The sequence below is a fragment of the Emticicia oligotrophica DSM 17448 genome (assembly GCF_000263195.1).
Lineage (GTDB): Bacteria > Bacteroidota > Bacteroidia > Cytophagales > Spirosomataceae > Emticicia > Emticicia oligotrophica.
Window position 1 is genome coordinate 35,801 of the sequence record NC_018749.1, and the last position, 17,599, is coordinate 53,399.

The 17,599-nt window shown below is 32.9% G+C and carries 18 protein-coding genes and 2 pseudogenes; 15 read left to right on the forward strand and 5 right to left on the reverse strand.

What is annotated here, in order from left to right:
- Nucleotides 1-22: 22 nt before the first annotated feature.
- The 10 genes from EMTOL_RS20895 to EMTOL_RS20940 all read left to right on the forward strand — a co-directional run bounded on the left by EMTOL_RS20895 (nucleotide 23) and on the right by EMTOL_RS20940 (nucleotide 11,125).
- Nucleotides 23-247, forward strand: coding sequence for a hypothetical protein (locus EMTOL_RS20895; protein WP_015031160.1), 225 nt, complete (start codon nucleotides 23-25; stop codon nucleotides 245-247).
- 233 nt (nucleotides 248-480) lie between these two features.
- A complete protein-coding gene (locus EMTOL_RS20900; RefSeq protein ID WP_041694378.1) occupies nucleotides 481-1,869 on the forward strand; it encodes a TlpA family protein disulfide reductase in 1,389 nt (462 codons plus the stop codon).
- Between the two features lie 131 nt (nucleotides 1,870-2,000).
- Nucleotides 2,001-4,205: a peptidase domain-containing ABC transporter gene (locus EMTOL_RS20905; protein ID WP_015031162.1), complete on the forward strand. Its 2,205-nt coding sequence runs from the start codon at nucleotides 2,001-2,003 to the stop codon at nucleotides 4,203-4,205.
- Entirely contained in the window at nucleotides 4,205-5,644 is a 1,440-nt protein-coding gene (locus EMTOL_RS20910; RefSeq protein WP_015031163.1) for an HlyD family secretion protein, read from the forward strand. The genes EMTOL_RS20905 and EMTOL_RS20910 overlap by 1 nt, the downstream gene beginning before the upstream one ends.
- A 66-nt stretch (nucleotides 5,645-5,710) precedes the next feature.
- Nucleotides 5,711-5,956, forward strand: a complete 246-nt coding sequence (locus EMTOL_RS20915) for a hypothetical protein (RefSeq protein ID WP_015031164.1) — start codon at nucleotides 5,711-5,713, stop codon at nucleotides 5,954-5,956.
- Between the two features lie 89 nt (nucleotides 5,957-6,045).
- Nucleotides 6,046-6,411 (forward strand): hypothetical protein, encoded by a 366-nt coding sequence (locus EMTOL_RS20920; RefSeq protein WP_041694382.1) that lies wholly within the window; start codon nucleotides 6,046-6,048, stop codon nucleotides 6,409-6,411.
- 52 nt (nucleotides 6,412-6,463) lie between these two features.
- Nucleotides 6,464-7,768 carry a TolC family protein gene (locus EMTOL_RS20925; RefSeq protein WP_015031166.1) on the forward strand — a complete coding sequence of 435 codons (1,305 nt, stop codon included), beginning with the start codon at nucleotides 6,464-6,466 and terminating at the stop codon, nucleotides 7,766-7,768.
- Between the two features lie 25 nt (nucleotides 7,769-7,793).
- A complete protein-coding gene (gene kwaA, locus EMTOL_RS20930) occupies nucleotides 7,794-8,339 on the forward strand; it encodes an anti-phage protein KwaA (RefSeq protein WP_015031167.1) in 546 nt (181 codons plus the stop codon).
- A complete protein-coding gene (kwaB, locus tag EMTOL_RS20935; RefSeq protein ID WP_015031168.1) occupies nucleotides 8,336-9,295 on the forward strand; it encodes an anti-phage protein KwaB in 960 nt (319 codons plus the stop codon). Before kwaA ends, kwaB begins: the two co-directional genes overlap by 4 nt.
- Before the next feature lie 468 nt (nucleotides 9,296-9,763).
- A complete protein-coding gene (locus EMTOL_RS20940; protein ID WP_015031169.1) occupies nucleotides 9,764-11,125 on the forward strand; it encodes an IS110 family RNA-guided transposase in 1,362 nt (453 codons plus the stop codon).
- Between the two features lie 56 nt (nucleotides 11,126-11,181).
- Here the strand turns inward: EMTOL_RS20940 and EMTOL_RS20945 are convergent, their stop codons facing one another.
- The 3 genes from EMTOL_RS20945 to EMTOL_RS22560 all read right to left on the reverse strand — a co-directional run bounded on the left by EMTOL_RS20945 (nucleotide 11,182) and on the right by EMTOL_RS22560 (nucleotide 13,035).
- Nucleotides 11,182-12,069, reverse strand: coding sequence for an IS3 family transposase (locus tag EMTOL_RS20945; RefSeq protein ID WP_015031170.1), 888 nt, complete (start codon nucleotides 12,067-12,069; stop codon nucleotides 11,182-11,184).
- Nucleotides 12,070-12,092: 23 nt separating this feature from the next.
- Nucleotides 12,093-12,479 carry a hypothetical protein gene (locus EMTOL_RS20950; RefSeq protein ID WP_015031171.1) on the reverse strand — a complete coding sequence of 129 codons (387 nt, stop codon included), beginning with the start codon at nucleotides 12,477-12,479 and terminating at the stop codon, nucleotides 12,093-12,095.
- 403 nt (nucleotides 12,480-12,882) lie between these two features.
- Nucleotides 12,883-13,035 carry a hypothetical protein gene (locus tag EMTOL_RS22560; protein WP_305953323.1) on the reverse strand — a complete coding sequence of 51 codons (153 nt, stop codon included), beginning with the start codon at nucleotides 13,033-13,035 and terminating at the stop codon, nucleotides 12,883-12,885.
- A 39-nt stretch (nucleotides 13,036-13,074) separates the two neighbouring features.
- Between EMTOL_RS22560 and EMTOL_RS22565 the strand changes: the two genes are divergently transcribed.
- The 4 genes and pseudogenes from EMTOL_RS22565 to EMTOL_RS20970 all read left to right on the forward strand — a co-directional run bounded on the left by EMTOL_RS22565 (nucleotide 13,075) and on the right by EMTOL_RS20970 (nucleotide 15,447).
- The gene (locus tag EMTOL_RS22565) at nucleotides 13,075-13,254 is read left to right on the forward strand and encodes a hypothetical protein (protein ID WP_052315446.1); all 180 of its coding nucleotides are present in this window, start codon (nucleotides 13,075-13,077) and stop codon (nucleotides 13,252-13,254) included.
- 256 nt (nucleotides 13,255-13,510) lie between these two features.
- Nucleotides 13,511-14,707 carry an ATP-binding protein gene (locus tag EMTOL_RS20960; protein WP_015031172.1) on the forward strand — a complete coding sequence of 399 codons (1,197 nt, stop codon included), beginning with the start codon at nucleotides 13,511-13,513 and terminating at the stop codon, nucleotides 14,705-14,707.
- 40 nt (nucleotides 14,708-14,747) lie between these two features.
- A pseudogene (locus EMTOL_RS20965) lies at nucleotides 14,748-14,945 on the forward strand (CRISPR-associated endonuclease Cas1); the annotation flags it as partial.
- A gap of 4 nt (nucleotides 14,946-14,949) precedes the next feature.
- Complete coding sequence (locus tag EMTOL_RS20970; RefSeq protein WP_083842404.1) at nucleotides 14,950-15,447, forward strand: outer membrane beta-barrel protein; 498 nt, start codon at nucleotides 14,950-14,952, stop codon at nucleotides 15,445-15,447.
- 88 nt (nucleotides 15,448-15,535) lie between these two features.
- Here EMTOL_RS20970 and EMTOL_RS20975 read toward each other — a convergent pair.
- Nucleotides 15,536-15,641 (reverse strand): annotated as a pseudogene (locus EMTOL_RS20975) (fructose-6-phosphate aldolase); the annotation flags it as partial.
- Nucleotides 15,642-15,665: 24 nt separating this feature from the next.
- Nucleotides 15,666-16,370: an L-ribulose-5-phosphate 4-epimerase gene (locus tag EMTOL_RS20980; RefSeq protein WP_015031174.1), complete on the reverse strand. Its 705-nt coding sequence runs from the start codon at nucleotides 16,368-16,370 to the stop codon at nucleotides 15,666-15,668.
- 58 nt (nucleotides 16,371-16,428) lie between these two features.
- On the opposite strand from EMTOL_RS20980, the gene EMTOL_RS20985 reads away from it, so the two are divergent.
- Nucleotides 16,429-17,595, forward strand: coding sequence for an ATP-binding protein (locus tag EMTOL_RS20985; protein WP_015031175.1), 1,167 nt, complete (start codon nucleotides 16,429-16,431; stop codon nucleotides 17,593-17,595).
- Nucleotides 17,596-17,599 lie beyond the last annotated feature (4 nt).

The window sequence follows — 17,599 nt, forward strand, 5'->3', positions numbered from 1 at the left end:
AACATTTTATATTATTACAACAATGAAAAAAATGATTTCGAGTTTTGGTAATGCTGTTCTTTCGAGAGAACAAATGAAGGGTATAAAAGGTGGGGTAAAATGTGCAGGTACATGGATTAATGCCAATGGCGATGAGCTTTCTGTTCAAGAGAATTGTTCTGGGTATTCAGTCCAAACTTGTATCGACCGTCTAAATGCAAGGGTTGGGCATGGACAAGCGGATAGTTATTCATGTGATATTGTCTGATAATATATGCTAAGTAACAAGAACTATTTAATTGATATATTATAACATGGAGTCTCACAGAGTAACGCAAAGTATAATCTAAAACTCAGTAAAACTCTGTGTATTTGTAAACATACTCTGTGTTAAGAAATATACTATCAAATAATTCTTTACTCTTACTTACAATGGTTATATTGATTTATCGAAAATATTATAACCATTGTAAACTCCATAAAACAAAATCAACAAAAAACATGAAATTTGGCTTGTATTTCTATCTAATATTCGGTTATTTAAACTTATCCTATGCTCAAAATGCTTATGTAAAGGGTAATTGCCAAACAAAGGAAACTTTATATATTTCAATTCAAAATGAAATAGGAGTTGATATGTCAAAAGAATTATCTTTTAACTACACACAAAACAAATACGAAACAGTTACACTTCCTATAGGTGAGCAGCCTCAATTACTTTATATTTCAGCCTCAAGCAAGGACAAAATAAATTTTTATCAAGCAATAATATTTCCAAATGATACTATTGAAATATATAAAAATGATGAAGGATTTATTGAATATTTGGGTAAAAACAAAGCAGAATATATGTTTTTATTCAACCTTGAAGAAATGGGATTAGGTATTTATAATACACCTGAAAATAAATGTAAAGGATGTCCGAAGTATTATGAGGAATTATTAGAAAAAAGGAATAAAATGCTTAAAAAGTTTAGTGACTCATTGAGTTTTAGACCCCAATTCAATGAATTTGTTAAAAAGTATTTTTATCTAAAACATATTTGGGGTTGGTTGCAATTATATAGCTTTGTTAGTAAAGAAACGAAAGATTACAACCTAGATAAGCAATATTTAGATAGTTTAAAATCATTTAAAAAGTATTTATCATTAGCACCCATTGAAATTAAAAAACTATATTATATAAGCTATGCTAATACTTTAAAAACCTACAACCGTTTTCTGACTGAAAATGACTACAAACAAGCCCCACCCTTTGAAAAACAATTTGAATCAGGTATTAAAAATTTTGATGGGTACAACAGAGATTTACTACTAACACGGCTCTTAAAAGATGCGTTAAAAAAAAATGAAGTTAAACCAGAACATATTACTAAATTTTTAGAAATATGCAAAACAACAGAGTATATAGACTATATAAATGATATTCTAAAAAAGAGGATTAAAAATACATCCGATATAACTGATTCAAGCAAAGTTTTTTATCAAAATAAAAATCAATTTTCTTGGAGAGATTTGATAGATAAGTATAAAAATAAAGTTACTTATATTGATTTTTGGGCTTCATGGTGTGCACCTTGTCGTTTAGAAATTGAAAATTCAAGAAAAATAGAAAAAGAATATATAAAACGAGGAATTAACTTTGTTTATATTTCTATTGATGATAAATATGATTCTTGGATAAATGCAAAAAAACAGTTAAATCTTCAAGAAAAAGATAATTTTTTATTCTCAACTATTTCAGAATCTACTATTTCAAAACAATTGGACTTAATATCAATTCCAAGGTATATTATTATTGGCAAAAATGGAAAGATTGTTAATTCTGATGCCCCGCGTCCATCTGATTTAAAAATTAAAAAAGAATTTGATGATATTTTAAAACAATAAACTAACCCTAAGTTTCTTGGAGTATGTTTAAGTTTCTCGGACTTTAAATAGACCTGTTATATTATATGTTCGTAATTGGGACGATAAATTAAAAATTTACATAGTACTATAAAGAATTGCTTCATTTAACAATGTCCAAATTTTATCACTACCAACAACATGATGCGATGGATTGCGGCCCTACCTGCCTACGCATGGTAGCAAAGCATTATGGGCGAGTGTTTTCGATACAAAAACTACGTGAGGCAACCCAAATAGGCAAAGAGGGGGTCTCTTTATTGGGCATTAGTGAAGCTGCTGAGAGCATTGGTTTCAAAACTTTGGCAGTAAAAGCACCTTTCAAACAATTAGAAAAAGATGCTCCACTTCCGTGCATTGTTCATTGGAAACAAAACCATTTTGTGGTAGTCTATCAAATAAAAAAGAATCAAGTTTATGTAGCAGACCCTGCAATTGGTCTTATAAAATACTCTTATACTGAATTTGAAAGCCAGTGGGCAACTACGATAATTGAAGGCGAAAAAACAGGCATTGCACTACTTTTAGAGCCAACTCAAAGATTTTACCAAGAAACTGACGAGCAAACAAAGGGTATTAACCTAAGTATGTTATCGGGCTACGTTTTTAAGTACAAACGTCTTATTTTACAACTTTTCTTGGGGCTTTTTATTGGTTCAATTTTGCAACTTATTCTGCCATTTCTTACACAATCGGTGGTAGATACAGGCATACAAACCCGCAATTTGCATTTTATTTATTTGGTTTTGGCAGCTCAATTGATGCTGTTTATTGGCAGAATGTCGGTAGAGTTTATCCGTAGCTGGATATTGCTTCATATCAGTACACGAATCAACCTGAGTATCTTATCAGATTTTTTGGGTAAGCTCTTGCGTTTGCCTGTTTCTTTTTTTGAATCAAAAAAAACTGGTGATATTCTCCAACGAATCGGCGACCACCAACGTATTGAGTCGTTCCTTACGGGAACATCGCTTAATGTACTTTTTTCGATGTTCAATCTCATCATCTTTAGCGTAGTTTTAGCATATTATAATCTTACTATCTTTGGCGTTTTCTTAATAAGTAGCATTGTTTATAGTATTTGGATAGTACTTTTTCTTCGTTATCGCCGAAAATTAGATAATAAACGCTTTGCTTTGGCAAGTCAAAATCAAAGTTCTTTGATACAGCTTGTGCAGTCTGTTCCTGAACTAAAACTCAATAATGCTGAAATAAAAAAACGTTGGGAGTGGGAGAATCTCCAAGTAAAAAACTTTCATTTGAGCGTCAAGGGGCTTGCTTTGCAACAATACCAGCAAACGGGAGCAATGATTATCAACGAGGGTAAAAATATTGTCATTTCGTTTTTGGCTGCCACTGAGGTTGTTAATGGACAAATGACTTTAGGGGCAATGATGGCACTCCAATATATCATTGGGCAGCTCAATAGCCCTGTCGAGCAACTCATTCAGTTTATGCAACACTACCAAGATGCTCAAATAAGTCTAGAAAGATTGAATGAAATCCATGAAATTGATGATGAAGAAACCACACAAAAGCCATTGTTGCATATTTTGCCTGAAAATCAGGATATTCAACTCAAAAACCTCACGTTTACTTATACAGGTGCAGGCAATGACCCTGTATTGAAAAATATTAATTTAACAATTCCACAAGGAAAAATAACGGCCATTGTTGGCACAAGTGGAAGCGGCAAAACTACACTATTAAAGTTATTACTAAAGTTTTATAAACCCCAAAGTGGAGAAATTCGCTTAGGTAATGTTTCGCTCGAAAATATCAGCCACAAACTTTGGCGTAGCAAATGTGGAACGGTCATGCAAGAAGGGGTTATTTTCTCAGATACTATTGCTGAGAATATTGCTTTCAGCGATGAATTTCCAGACACCAAAAAACTGCTTCATGCAGTAAAAGTGGCTAATATTCAATCGTTTATTGAAGAATTGCCATTAAGTTATAATACCAAAATTGGTGCAGAAGGAAATGGAATTTCACAAGGGCAAAAGCAAAGAATGCTAATTGCCAGAGCGGTTTACAAAAATCCTGATTTTATATTTTTCGATGAAGCTACCAATGCACTTGATGCCAATAACGAAAGCGTTATCATGACAAATTTAGAAGAATTCTTTAAAAGCGGTTCGACGGGTCGAAGAACGGTAATTGTAGTAGCTCACCGACTAAGCACAGTAAAAAATGCCGACCAAATTGTAGTGATGGAAAAAGGAGAAATTGTTGAAGTGGGAACTCATGCCCAACTCACGCAAAGACATGGAAAATATTTTGAATTAGTGAAAAATCAGTTAGAATTAGGGAATTAATGAGCGAGGAATCAAATCATTCAGAGAAATTACTCCGAACAAATCTGATGGAATTGTTGGGTGGGAAAGGTATGGGAATAACTGATGATTTATTAAAACAAGAAATCATTGTACCTCCTACTATGCCTCCTGTCATCAACAATCATGGAAATAATGGCAATGATGGAAGAATGCCCGAACTACGAAGCAGCGAGGTAAATGAAGTTTTGAGCAAACCACCTGCGTGGCTTATTCGATGGGGAATTACCGTTTTTTTCTTTGTTTTGGTGCTTATGCTGGCAGTTACTTGGTTTATTCGTTACCCTGATTTAGTTAGAGGCAATCTTAAAATCGTTTCACAAAATCTACCTAAATCTGTTATAGCAAAAACTGATGGAAAATTGGTAAAATTGTTGGCAATTGATGGTCAAATAGTGCAACAGGGGCAGAAAATAGCTTATTTAGAGAGTACGGCTAACCATGACGAAGTTTTAATTTTGAATGATTTAACTGATTCTTTGGTCAATATGACCGCTAATGATAACCTTTCTGCTGCTTATACAGCCGTGATTCCAACTTTTTTTCAATTAGGCGAACTACAAAAATCTTATCAAGTTTTTCAAGAAACATTTACCAGAGTTAAGTCTTTTGTTGGTAACGGTACTTATTTGCAAAAGAGAAAAATGCTCGAAAATGATTTTGCCCAACTAAATTCATTGCAGTCAAATCTGAAAAATCAATTGCAGAATAATCAAAAAGATTTGGCACTAGCAGAAGATGAACTTGAAAGCCAAAAACGACTACAAGAAAAGGGATATGTATCAAAAAATGATTATCGTCAAGCCATGAGCAAAGTACTTAGCAAACAGCAAAGTAATGAGCAAATGCTCAGTTCGATGAAGAATAATGTAATGTCTCAAAATCAAAAACAACAAGAGATTTTAGAATTAGATAAGACTATTATTGAACAAAAAAATGCCCTCATTCAAGCCATGCACACGCTCAAAAGTGATATTGAAGCATGGAAACAACGCTACGTTGCTATTGCTCCAACGGCAGGAAAAGTGGTTTTATTAACATCACTACAAGAAAACCAGTTAGTAAAAACAGGACAAGAATTACTCTATGTTTTACCTAATGGAGAAGGGTACCACGGAGAAATGAATATCGGTCAATTTAATTTTGGTAAAGTAAAACGTGGGCAGGAAATTATAGTAAAGCTTCAAAGTTATCCTTATGAAGAGTATGGTACACTACGAGGGCAGATTCAAAGTATTTCCGAAATCCCAAAAGACTCGGCTTATTTTGTTAAAGTAAATTTCCCTAAAGGATTAATAACTTCAGCCTATAAAACTATCCCTTTTCGTAATGGGATGACCGCATCAGGTGAAATAATTACAGAAGATAAAAGGCTGATAGAGAGGTTTTTTAAAGAATTTATCAGAATTTTTGAAAGGTGATTTTTACAAACTACGGACTTAAGTAAATCAAAATAAATTAATTTCTAACTTTAAATTTTCGCGAAAATGAAGACAATGTTTCAACAATTTGCTGATGCTCGTCTAACGAGAGAACAAATGAAAGAGGTAAAAGGTGGTTCTACATATTGTAATGCAGTATGTGTAAATGATGATGGCGTCAAGTGGTATATGAGCGGAACTTGTTCAGGAAGTGTATCGCAATGTACTGGGTCAAGAGTTGCTGGAACAGGTGCTGCGTATGACGTAACCTGCGTTAATATTGATTGTTATATCAAAGCACCACAACAATAACTGAAATATTTAACTTTATCTTCAATCGAATAACATAATGATAAGATTCATTAAAGAAATTATCATTGCGTTATCTTTCTCAATGTAATATGAACTTAAAAATCTTTTATTTGATATTTATACTTCCAATCCAACTCTATTCTCAGGAAGAAATATATCTTTATCCCGAAAAACCTTCAGAATTTGTTTATGGAGAAGATTCAATTTTAATATACATTAAGCAAAACTTTTGTATATGTAATCACTTTAATGAAATAAGGTCTGCAACAGTACAATTTGTAGTAGAACCCAATGGAGGTTACAGTAATTTAATATTTATATCAAAAATTAATGATGATTTAAAAGAAAAAATTAGAGTAGTTATTAATCAGCTACCATTATGGAAACCAGGTACCGTGAAAGATAAGCCTGTCAGAAGTTATAGGATATTGAATATTATTTGCAAAAATAAATAAAAAAAGAGTAGAAAATGAGGGATTTTCAATTTTATTAAAATAAATTATATAAATGAGGCAGTTTGTTTTATTATTAATAATATTACCAATTTCGCTTTTAGGGCAGACAAATATAAAGTTTAACCTTATTCAGTGCATTAACTACGCCTACAAACAAAATTTTGATGTAAAATTTAAAGAGTTAAGATTAAAACAATCTGAGAATACTTTGGAGCAGTCAGAAAAAGCTATTTATCCAAATCTTTCAGGTTCGTTTTCGCAGGGGATTAATTCAGGTAGGAGCATTGACCCTTTCACCAACGGCTTCATTCAACGTACTATTTCTTCTAATTCGTTTGGTGCAAATGCTAACTTTACGATTTTCAATGGTTTTTCTCTCAAAAACCAAATTATTCAAAACCAATACAATGCAGAAGCAGACCAAGTGGAAATTCAAAGGGCAAAAAATGAATTACGAATCCGAATCACACTTGCTTATATGCAGGTGCTGATGAACCAAGAATTATCAAAAATTGCCCAGGAACAAATTCAAAACATCCAATCACAATATGAACGAGTGAAGGCATTGGTCAACGAAGGAAATATGCCAAAAACCAATTTAATTGATTTAGATGCACAACTCATCACTGCCGAATATGATGCCCTAAATGCCAAAAACAATATTGATGTTTCAAAACTCTCATTGGCTCAATTGATGGCGTTTCCGAATTTTGTAGCTTTTGACATTGAAAATAATTCGATAGAAGAAAAAACAGTTCTCTTAAATGATAATTACTTGCAAAATATTCTTTCTGGGTTTTATTTTCAACCAATTATAAAAAGTGCAGAATTAAGAGTAAGAAGTGCCAATGTAGGCATAAAACTCGCCGAAGCAGGTAAATATCCAACTGTTTCTTTGGGTGCAGGAGTTGGTTCGGCGTATTCGAGTGCAGCAGCGAAAGAATATAATTATTTCAATCAATTAGGCTTTAATTTGAATCAATTTGCACGTTTAAGTATAAATATTCCAATTTACACCAATGGGCAGGTTAAAGGACGAATTACAAATGCTCAAATCAATCAAAGAATTACTGAAACTCAGCTATCACAGACAAAACTTCAAATAAAGCAAGAAATTGAGCAGGCGTATCTGACTGCCAAAATTGCCCAAGAAAAGCTAAAGACTGCCCAAAAGCAAGTTTTAGCTCAACAAGTTGCCTATGATTCTGCCAAAGACCGCTATTTGGAAGGTTTACTTCATACCATCGAGTTGAATAATTATCGGATAAATCACGAAAAAGCAAAATCAAATTTGATTCAATCAAAATACGAGTTTTACTTTAGAAAAATAGTGTTGGATTACTATATTGTCAAGTGATTTTAAAGAATCGTATCGACCATAAATGAAAAAAATACAATTATATGTTATTTCCCTTTGGCTACTATTTTTTTTAGTTGCTGTGAAAGAATTTGTCTTTATTTCATGGCAACCATCTTTTACATTTGAAGGATTCCTAACCTTTTTAAAGCCAAATATTATTGCATTAACTGCAATTAGTTTTTCATTACTTGGATTATTCTTTTATGCACGATTTGAATATTTTTTGAAAGGGGCTACTAAATTACCAAAAAAAATCACAAAAATAGAAGACCAAAGCTATGAACATTTGACATTTCTAACTACCTACATTATACCCTTTTTAAGAGTAAAATTGGAGGGCAAAGATTTAGTCGTAACCATACTCCTTCTTATTATAATTGGTGCAATTTTTATTAAAACAAATCTATTTTATAAAAACCCAACTTTGGCTTTATTAGGTTACAAACTTTATAAAGTAGATACAGAAAAAAACACCGGACTAATTTTTATTTCAAAAGAAAATCTAAAATTAGGTGATAGTGTCCACCATATTTTTTTAAGTGATAATGTATATTTCGTAAAACTATGAATAGAGAACAACTAATAGCAAGATTAAATTATTTTTTAAATCCTGAAAATGGTATTGGAGCAGCATTATATTTTGTGTTGCACGAAGACGGAGAGACAATTATTCGTTTTGCTGATATTGAAAATAATGCGAAGCAAGAACTCAAAGAAAGGTTTCTTGAATATATTTCTGATAAGTTCATAACTAATGAAGATTTTCATTATCAAAATATTAGTGAAGCGGATGACCGAAAAAATGTAGTATATAAGTATGATTTAGATGACAGACCTAATAGTCTTGATATACTTGATGATATTTTACTAAATGAAAACCAACCTAACTTCAATTTTAATCAAGACAATTTTGTAAATCTGCAAGGTTACTTAATAACTATTGGGAATGAGGGTAATAAGATGGCTCTCTATAAAAAGCACCACCCTGTAAATTTATTAAAAAGGGATAGGTTTTTACTAATTCCAAGTAATCAAAGATTAGTTAAGGTGCAAGATGATGCTTTAGCTATTGATAGAAGTTTTGATTTTATGATGCTTGATGGAAACTTAATTGTGCTAAAGCTCAATATACTTGAAAGATTTTTTGGGTTTGAAGATGTCATTAGGAATCAGGCCCAAAATACAATTGATTTAATAGAGGCTAATCAATTAATTGAAGACATAGGACAAATCAATGAAATTGCTCAAAGTATCACAAATGCGAGAAAATTAATGAGAATTCGTAATTCTCCAGTTTTAAATGTTTCAGTAATTAATGTTATTAATTTTATTAGAAATCATCCAGAATTAACAGGAAAAATTAGTTTTAATTTAAATGAAACGAAATTAAATCTTGATACGGGTGTTTCTAAAAGGCTATTTCTAAAGTTATTAAATGATGATTACTTATTCTCTCAATTAACTGAACTTCAATATGATAGTCACGCAAAAGACAAACTTACTGAAATGGAAAACAATGACTAATAATAAATGTAATCCCATGTTTAAAATACATATTTGGCATCACTCGACGTGAAACTACCGAACACGCTTAAAATCCATCCGCAAACCAGTCTTCAATTCAGTAGAAGAGACCAGTCCAGCACGGTAACTTTCTACTACTTTTCGTAAGTAGGGTATGACGTATGCTACCCTCAATAAATCTTAAAATTTTCTATCATTGAGAACGCATTACATTTTTGTTTAAATTTGAGTTATTATCAGTTGCTTCGGAGGAGAAATCTAAAAGAAGAAAAATCGAATCTCAATTTGGTGTTTTTAGCCCTTATGCTACCCAGATTTAACTACTCAAAGAAGTGATTCTTGTGCGAACTATCATTTTGGTGAAACTTAGAAGTTATTGACATTTCTAACTTATCCCGTATATAATGTCCCGTTAGTTTTAAATAGTAGTTCCTCTGATAATAGTATTTAACCATAAACTGTATTATCATGGAAACAAATCAAAGTCAAACTTTCGTTAAAATGCCCGTTGTAAATCCTAATGCCGCTGGGATTGATATTGGCAGTAAATTTCATGTGGTTGCTTTAGATGGCAAAAATAGTGAGGTGAAGGAATTCGGTGTATATACCGAGAATCTTTACGAAATTGCTCAATATTTAAAAGACAATCATATTCAAACTGTTGCTATGGAAGCTACTGGCGGATACGAAAGCCCTTTAGTTGCCATATTGCAGGCATACGATTTAAAAGTTGTGGTTACTGCTGGAGTAAATACGAAGAATTTCAAAGGTAAAAAGTCTGATGTTCAGGATTCAGTTAGAATTCAACAGTTACATTCTCTTGGCTTATTACCTTCATGTTTTGTTCCAGATAATTTTTCTATGGAATTGCGTTCATTGGTTAGATTGAGAAGAAACCTAATAGAAAATTCATCTGATTACATTCGCAGAACACAAAAAATACTTAGAAATGCCAATATTAGATTAGATGTGGCTCTGGCACATTCAACCTCTCAATCAAGTTTGCGTATTATTGAGTCCATTATAAATGGTGAAATGGATGGAGTCAAACTAGCTCAATTGGCTGATAAAAGATGTAAAAAAAGTAAAACAGAAATTGCGAAGGCTCTTACTGGCAATATTAAAGCAACCGACATATTTCAATTAAAACAGTGTTATCGAATTTATCAAAATTTGTTAGAGGAGTTAAAACTATTGGATTGTGAAATTGAAAAGCTACTTAAAAGTGAGGCACAAAACAACAATATTGATTTGGTATGTGCAAAAACAAATAAAAGAGTTGATAGAAATGTCCCTAAATATCCAGTTGAAAACTATGCCTATCAAATATTTGATGGCATTAATCTGGATACTATACCAGGGATGGGACGAGATGCTATTTTAGTGTTTTTATCAGAAATAGGTAACAGGATTGATTCTTTTCAATCAGCAAAAAGTTTTTCAAATTATTTAAGACTCACACCAAATCACCGAGTTACTGGAGGAAAAATAAAGTCAAATCACTCACAGAAAAACAAGTCATCTATGAGTGTAACTTTAAAAAGAATTGCATTAAATGTCGGTAAAATGAAAGATAATAATCCTCTAACTACCTTTTTTAATAAGATTAAAAGCAAAGTTGGTACGATGAAGGCTATTACTGCAACTGCTAATAAAATGGCACGAATAATATGGACTCTGTTTAAGAAAAATGAAGAATTCAATTTCTCGAAATTACAACAGAAACCTATTAATAAAACCAAAGTATTGGAGCAAATGAAAAAAAAGATTTCAAATTTGAACTTAGAAAAGTCCGAATTAAGTATTTTTTTGCAAAGTATAACTACCTAATTATAAGAAAGTTATGAATAATGCGTATATAACGAGGATAGCTTGACAGTTTCGGATTAAGCCGTATTTACAGGTTTTCTAATCACATTAGAAAACCTTATTTTTTTATACGGATACCACCTAAGTCTTTGACTACCAATAGATTGATGAGCCTGCTTAGGTGTTCTGTAATCTAATGAAGCATGCGGGCGGTAATCATTATAAGTCTTGATTACTCGCTCAATTACCTCCGAAGCCTCACAAAAAGAAATAAATCCCTTCACATTAAAATCCTCTTTTAAAGTACGATTCAGGCGTTCAGCCATCGAATTTTCATTGGGTTCGGCCGATGAACACATACTAATTTCCACATTTGAATCCCTCAATAAATCCACATATACCCATGAGCAGTACTGTACACCTCTGTCCGAATGGTGTATTAATTGTGTGGCTTTAGTGCGGGATTTTAATGCCATTTTTAGAGCTAAAACAGGCCCTTTGGCATCCAACTTTTTTTGTATAGACCAGCCAACAATCTTTCGAGAAAAAGCATCCATAATCAATGATAAATAAGCAAAGCCACGACCACACGAAAGATAAGTCATGTCGGACACCCACAACGTTTCAGTTTCTGTTGGAATAATATCTTTCACTAAATTTGGATACTTTTTCAAGCAATGGTCAGAATTGGTTGTAACCACTCTACGACCTTTCTTTTTGACCAATAAACCCTCTTTTTTTAGTAAATAATGTATCTTATCGCGACCCATTTTAATGAAATGGGAAGACAAAAAAGGCTTTAAAAGTTCATACAATTTAGCCGTACCAATACCTGGTATTCGCTTGCGAATAGCTAATATTTCAGCCAAAACTGCATCAAATTCAAACGAAACCTTTTCTTTCTGCTTGATAGCCGCATACCAAGCCTGACGACTAAACCCAAACAATGAACAGAGCAAACTCATACCCAGCAAGGGGTAGCGACAAGTCAGCTTTTCAACCGTTTGGGTGCGAACTTTTTTTTGATAGAAATATTCATAGTTTCTTCGGCCACATCGACCAAAGTTTCCCAAGCAACAGCCTTCAATTTGAAAAATTCTTTTTCTTTTTCGAGTAACTTGATTTTTGCTTCAAGTTCTTTGATTCGTGCATTCTCTGATTTCATTTTCTTAGTTTTTTTAGGTTTAAGAAGGGGTAAAACTCTATGCTTAAAATACCATCTGTTAAGATGTCGAACACGCTTAAAATCCATCTGTAAGCCAGTCTTCAATTCGGTAGAAGAGACCAGTCCAGCACGGTAACTTTCTACTACTTTTCGTAAGTAGGGTATGAAGTTACGATTTTTTTTATTTCTTTGTAAGTACTTGATTATCATATATTTATATTATATATGTCAAGTTAAATTAGTAGCATATGATATGTTTTATAATTAATCTTATGTTAAGTAACATTTATAAATGCCTGATACAATTTCAGTGTTAATCAAAATAAATAAATCATTATCAAATTTTAAACCTTTCAAAACTCCTATTAATCATTTCAAGCTGTTGGATTACATGAGCTTCATAGGCTGTGCGTTACCTTTATTGAACTCTGACTTCTAACTTACATTTACGCCATTAATAACTCCACGGAAATATTCAAAAACAATAGTTAATTTACACACCGAACCAAATAATAAATATCTAAATTCAATTTTGATTGATTCTAATCATTTTTAGTATTTGCATACACTATCCCGCCTATTCCATGAAAATACTATGAGATTTGCCTTAACTCTACGACCAACTGCTGACAATCAACCATTGCTGCAATACCCCTGACTGAAGGAATCTGATGAAGAATATGCTCATTCCTTCATCAGAATGGTTATCAAGTAATAGCTTAAGAATTTCAAACATTTTACGTTCTCCAGTTTCCTTTATCTGCATTTATGCCACCGTAAGCTATGGCTCGCCCATGCAATACTTATGGAGCATACATCGGATATTGTGGCTGAAGGGAAATTGATTGGCGACACAAGCTACCCACAAAGAGCTGACAAAAACCAAGAACTCGAAATTTCGGCCGAAGTCTTTACCGATAAGGGTTTTGTGACTTGCACCGCCAAGATTGATTTTTTTGATGCGATTCGGAGTGTGGTTTACTAAACCAAAAAATCAGCGGCCAAAGAATTGGCTCATGTGGCACAGGTGCAGTTTTATTTGTATTTATTGCGTAATAATTGAAAAATCGGTTTTACAAGCTACTGAGATTATTTCGCTCGAAAGCTGGCCTCCTACCCTACCCAAATCAAAATGCGGTAAACGCTCGTATTTTGATTTTTGCCGGAGTAACGAAGAGTATTTTTTGTTTTGAAATCAAAACAAAAAAATATTATATTTGTATTGAACTCAAAACAATTATATGGAAAAACTATTTTCATTTCAAGACAATTTACTCCGTAATGTAAAGTCAGATTACAAAAGGTATCTTTATGATGCTATCTCTTTTAGTGAGCGTATGATTGCCATTAAAGGGATAAGAGGGGTTGGGAAAACAACCCTACTTTTGCAATATTTGAAAACCCAAAACCTCAATAAATCACTGTATGTTACGGCCGACCATCCATGGTTTTATACAAAAAATCTATTGGACACTGCTGAAGAATGGCACAAATTGGGAGGCCGACTTCTGATAATTGATGAAGTACATAAATATAAAAACTGGTCATCGGAGATGAAAAATATCTATGATGGTTTTCCTGATATGCAAATAATTTTTACAGCATCATCAGCATTAGATATTTATCGAGGAGAAGCTGATCTAAGTCGCAGAGTACTTTCTTACTCATTACATGGATTGTCATTTCGAGAGTACTTGATAATTAACAAAATAGCCCATTGCAAAACATACTCACTGAGCGATATATTAGAGAACCATCGGGCCATTGCTGCTGAAATAATGGAGCAAATCGCATCTCCACTTGGACATTTTAAGTCATATTTGCGTCACGGATATTTACCATTTGGTACTGTAAAAGGAAACGAACAAGACTATTTGACAAGAGTTTTTCAGATAATTGATGCGTGTTTAGCTTATGATTTGGCTTTTATTAATGATTACTCGGCCGAACACCAATCAAAAATTAAAAAATTATTGGGAATTTTATCAGAAACGGTTCCGTATATCCCTAATATTTTGGAATTAGCCACTCAACTTCAAATTGGCAGAAACACTCTTTTAATGCTTTTACAGCATCTGGAGCAGGCCGCATTGATAAATTTAATCAATAAAACAGGAAAGGGCTTTTCAGCACTTCAAAAACCCGACAAGATTACCTTAGAAAATACCAACTTCTGTTATGCACTAAGTAATGTACCAGATGAAGGCTCAATGCGAGAGACCTTTTTTGTAAATCAACTTAGAAATGCAGGTAGAAATGTTGAAGTATCTGATACGGCAGATTATATAATTGATGGCAAAATAACGGTGGAAATTGGTGGAAAAAGTAAGAAAAAGAAACAAATAAAGGCTATTGATGATGCCTTTGTTATAAAAGATAATATCGAAACAGGAATTGGAAATGTGGTTCCGCTCTGGCTTTTTGGCTTTTTATATTAAGCATATTTAAAATTTTTCTTGATGTGAAAAAACTTACTATTTGTTCAATCCTAGTCGGTTAAGTCGGCAAGATAGTACGCTCAAATTTTTGCCCGTTGATGAAAATGGCAATGAAGGGCAGGCTGTTTTTTTACCCGTTGAGAACATAGACAACATTTATTGTTTTGGCTCGCTTGATGCCAATTCGGCAATGTATAATTTTCTTGGGGAACACCATATTTCGGTGCATTTGTTTGAATAGTATGAGCATTATACGGGTTCGTTTATGCCAAAAGAATATTTATTGGAGGGCAAAATGTAGGTTGAACGAACGAAGTATTTTTTATCGAAAAATCAAAGGTTCATTATTTGAAAATGCCGTTTCGGTTAATAGTAAAGGTTGGGTTTATTCTATTAATTATCAAATTACGCCGACATTTAGTACGCAATTTAATCTTTCATATCTTTCGGCAAGAAATACCGCTCAGGGTGAAGATTCACGATTTTATCAACCAAATTTTTCTATCAAAAAGTCTTTCTTAGAAAATAAATTGTCAGTTTCTGCACAATGGCAAAATGCAGCTTTAGGAAATATGAAAGTAAACGAACAAAGAATTACGACTTTGGGCTCAAATCTTTATACAACAACAAACTACATTCAAGAACGTAATATCTTATTGCTTAATCTCGCTTACAGTTTCAATAAATCAGATAAAAAGACCAAACTGCCTTCAAGTGAGTTTGGCGAAAAAGAGTTTTAAATGATTTCAAGGTCAAAAATTCTCAATTAATACGCACCGCTGAAATTAATTTCAGAATTAACTTATAAAAGGTTGCTTGACAATAAAATCCTTCATTAGCCATTAATGAAAGATTTTATTACACCATCCAAAACGCCTAAATCGTTGGCTTCTTTGATTTCGGCTAAATTTGCAGTATCAATAAAAAATTTCATCTTATAGAATTTTAGTAGATTTGTTTAACATCCTTGTCCATAATAAGCATTTTTGCCGTGCTTACGATCGTAATGTTTCATTCGTAAAGTATCCTTAATTCTTGGCGTATTCGGATTTATTTGAAGTGTTAGCATTGCTATTCGGGCAATTTCCTCTAGAACCGCCGCATTATATACCGATTTTTCAGCATTTTTCCCCCAAGTAAATGGCCCATGATTTTGCAGTAAAACCATTTCTACTTCTTTATGTGATAGATTTTTTTCGGCAAAACAATCGAAAATTTGATTTCCTGTTTCAAATTCATAATCACCTTGAATCATCGCATCAGTCAGTACTGAAGCACAGGGAATATCTTGGTGCGTGTGGTCGGCGTGGGTTGTCCCAAAAATTGGAATATCTAAACCCGCTTGTGCCCAAGCCACGGCGTAAGTGCTATGCGTATGCGTAATTCCTCCGATATCTTCCCAGTTTTTATAAAGTTGTGCGTGCGTTTTTGTATCTGAAGATGGTCGCATTTTTCCTTCCACAACTTTCGCTTCATAATCCATGATTACGATGTCTTCGGGCTTGAGTTGTTCATAAGGAACACCACTAGGTTTAATAGCAAATATTGCTTTGTTTCTATCAACGGCACTGACATTCCCAAAGGTAAAAAGCACTAAGCCTAATTTTGGAAGCATCATATTAGCTTCGAAACATTCTTCTTTTAATGATTTAAATGTATTCATTTTACACTTCCTTAATAAATTTATGTAATTTTGAATTTCAATTTCAATTTTGCATAAAATGTATATTCCAAGAAATATTGAAAGCTCGATTTTGAACTTAATCTCAAAATTTCCAATCATTTCTCTAACCGGACCAAGGCAATCTGGCAAGACTACTTTATTGAAAAATATGTTCCCTGAGTATCAGTATGTGTCATTAGATTATATTGATAATAGAGCGTTTGCCGAGAATGACCCAAGAGGTTTTTTGGAGAAATATGATAGGTATGTGATCATTGATGAAGCACAAAGAGTGCCCCAAATTTTTAATTACCTACAAGGCAAAGTAGATAATGACCAAATTATGGGGCAATACATCATTTCAGGTTCACAAAATTTCTTATTGCTACAAAATATAACTCAAAGTCTTGCTGGGAGAGTTGCAATATTACGCTTATTACCCTTCGACTTTACAGAATTAAACCAACAGCAGCTACTCGATGGCAATTATCTAACTCATTGTTTTAAAGGCTTTTATCCGAGCATTTACGATAGAAAAATAGAATCTCCATTCTATTATGATAGCTACATTGAAAGTTATGTGGAGCGAGATATTCGAACCATTATCAATGTAAAGGATTTGTCACAATTCAGATTATTTCTGAAATTATGTGCAGGAAGAATCGGCCAGCTTTTAAACCTAAATGCAGTAGCTAGTGAGTGCGGAATTTCATCAAATACCGCACGTGCTTGGCTGAGCATCTTAGAAACTTCATACATTGCCTTTACTTTACCCCCATACTTTCAGAATATTAGTAAAAGGCTAGTAAAAGCACCTAAATTATACTTTTGGGATACGGGTTTGCTTTCTTTTTTATTAGATATTAGGCATCAAGAGCAATTAGAAAATCATTACTTAAGAGGTAATATTTTTGAAAATTTGGTCATTGCCGAAATGCTCAAAACAAATTATCACCGCCTACACCAGCGAAATTTTTATTTTTATCGAGATTCCAATCAAAATGAAATAGACTTGATGATACAAAATGTAACCAAGTTTGACCTTGTTGAAATTAAATCTAGCAAGACTATTAATAGTGAATTTTTCAAAGGAATTCAAAACTTTGAAAAACACTCACCCCAATTAATTCAAAATAAATATTTGATTTATGGTGGTGATGATGCTTATAATCGACAAAACGTAAATGTAAAAGGCTGGCAATTAAGCCCAAAAATCTTGGAATAACATT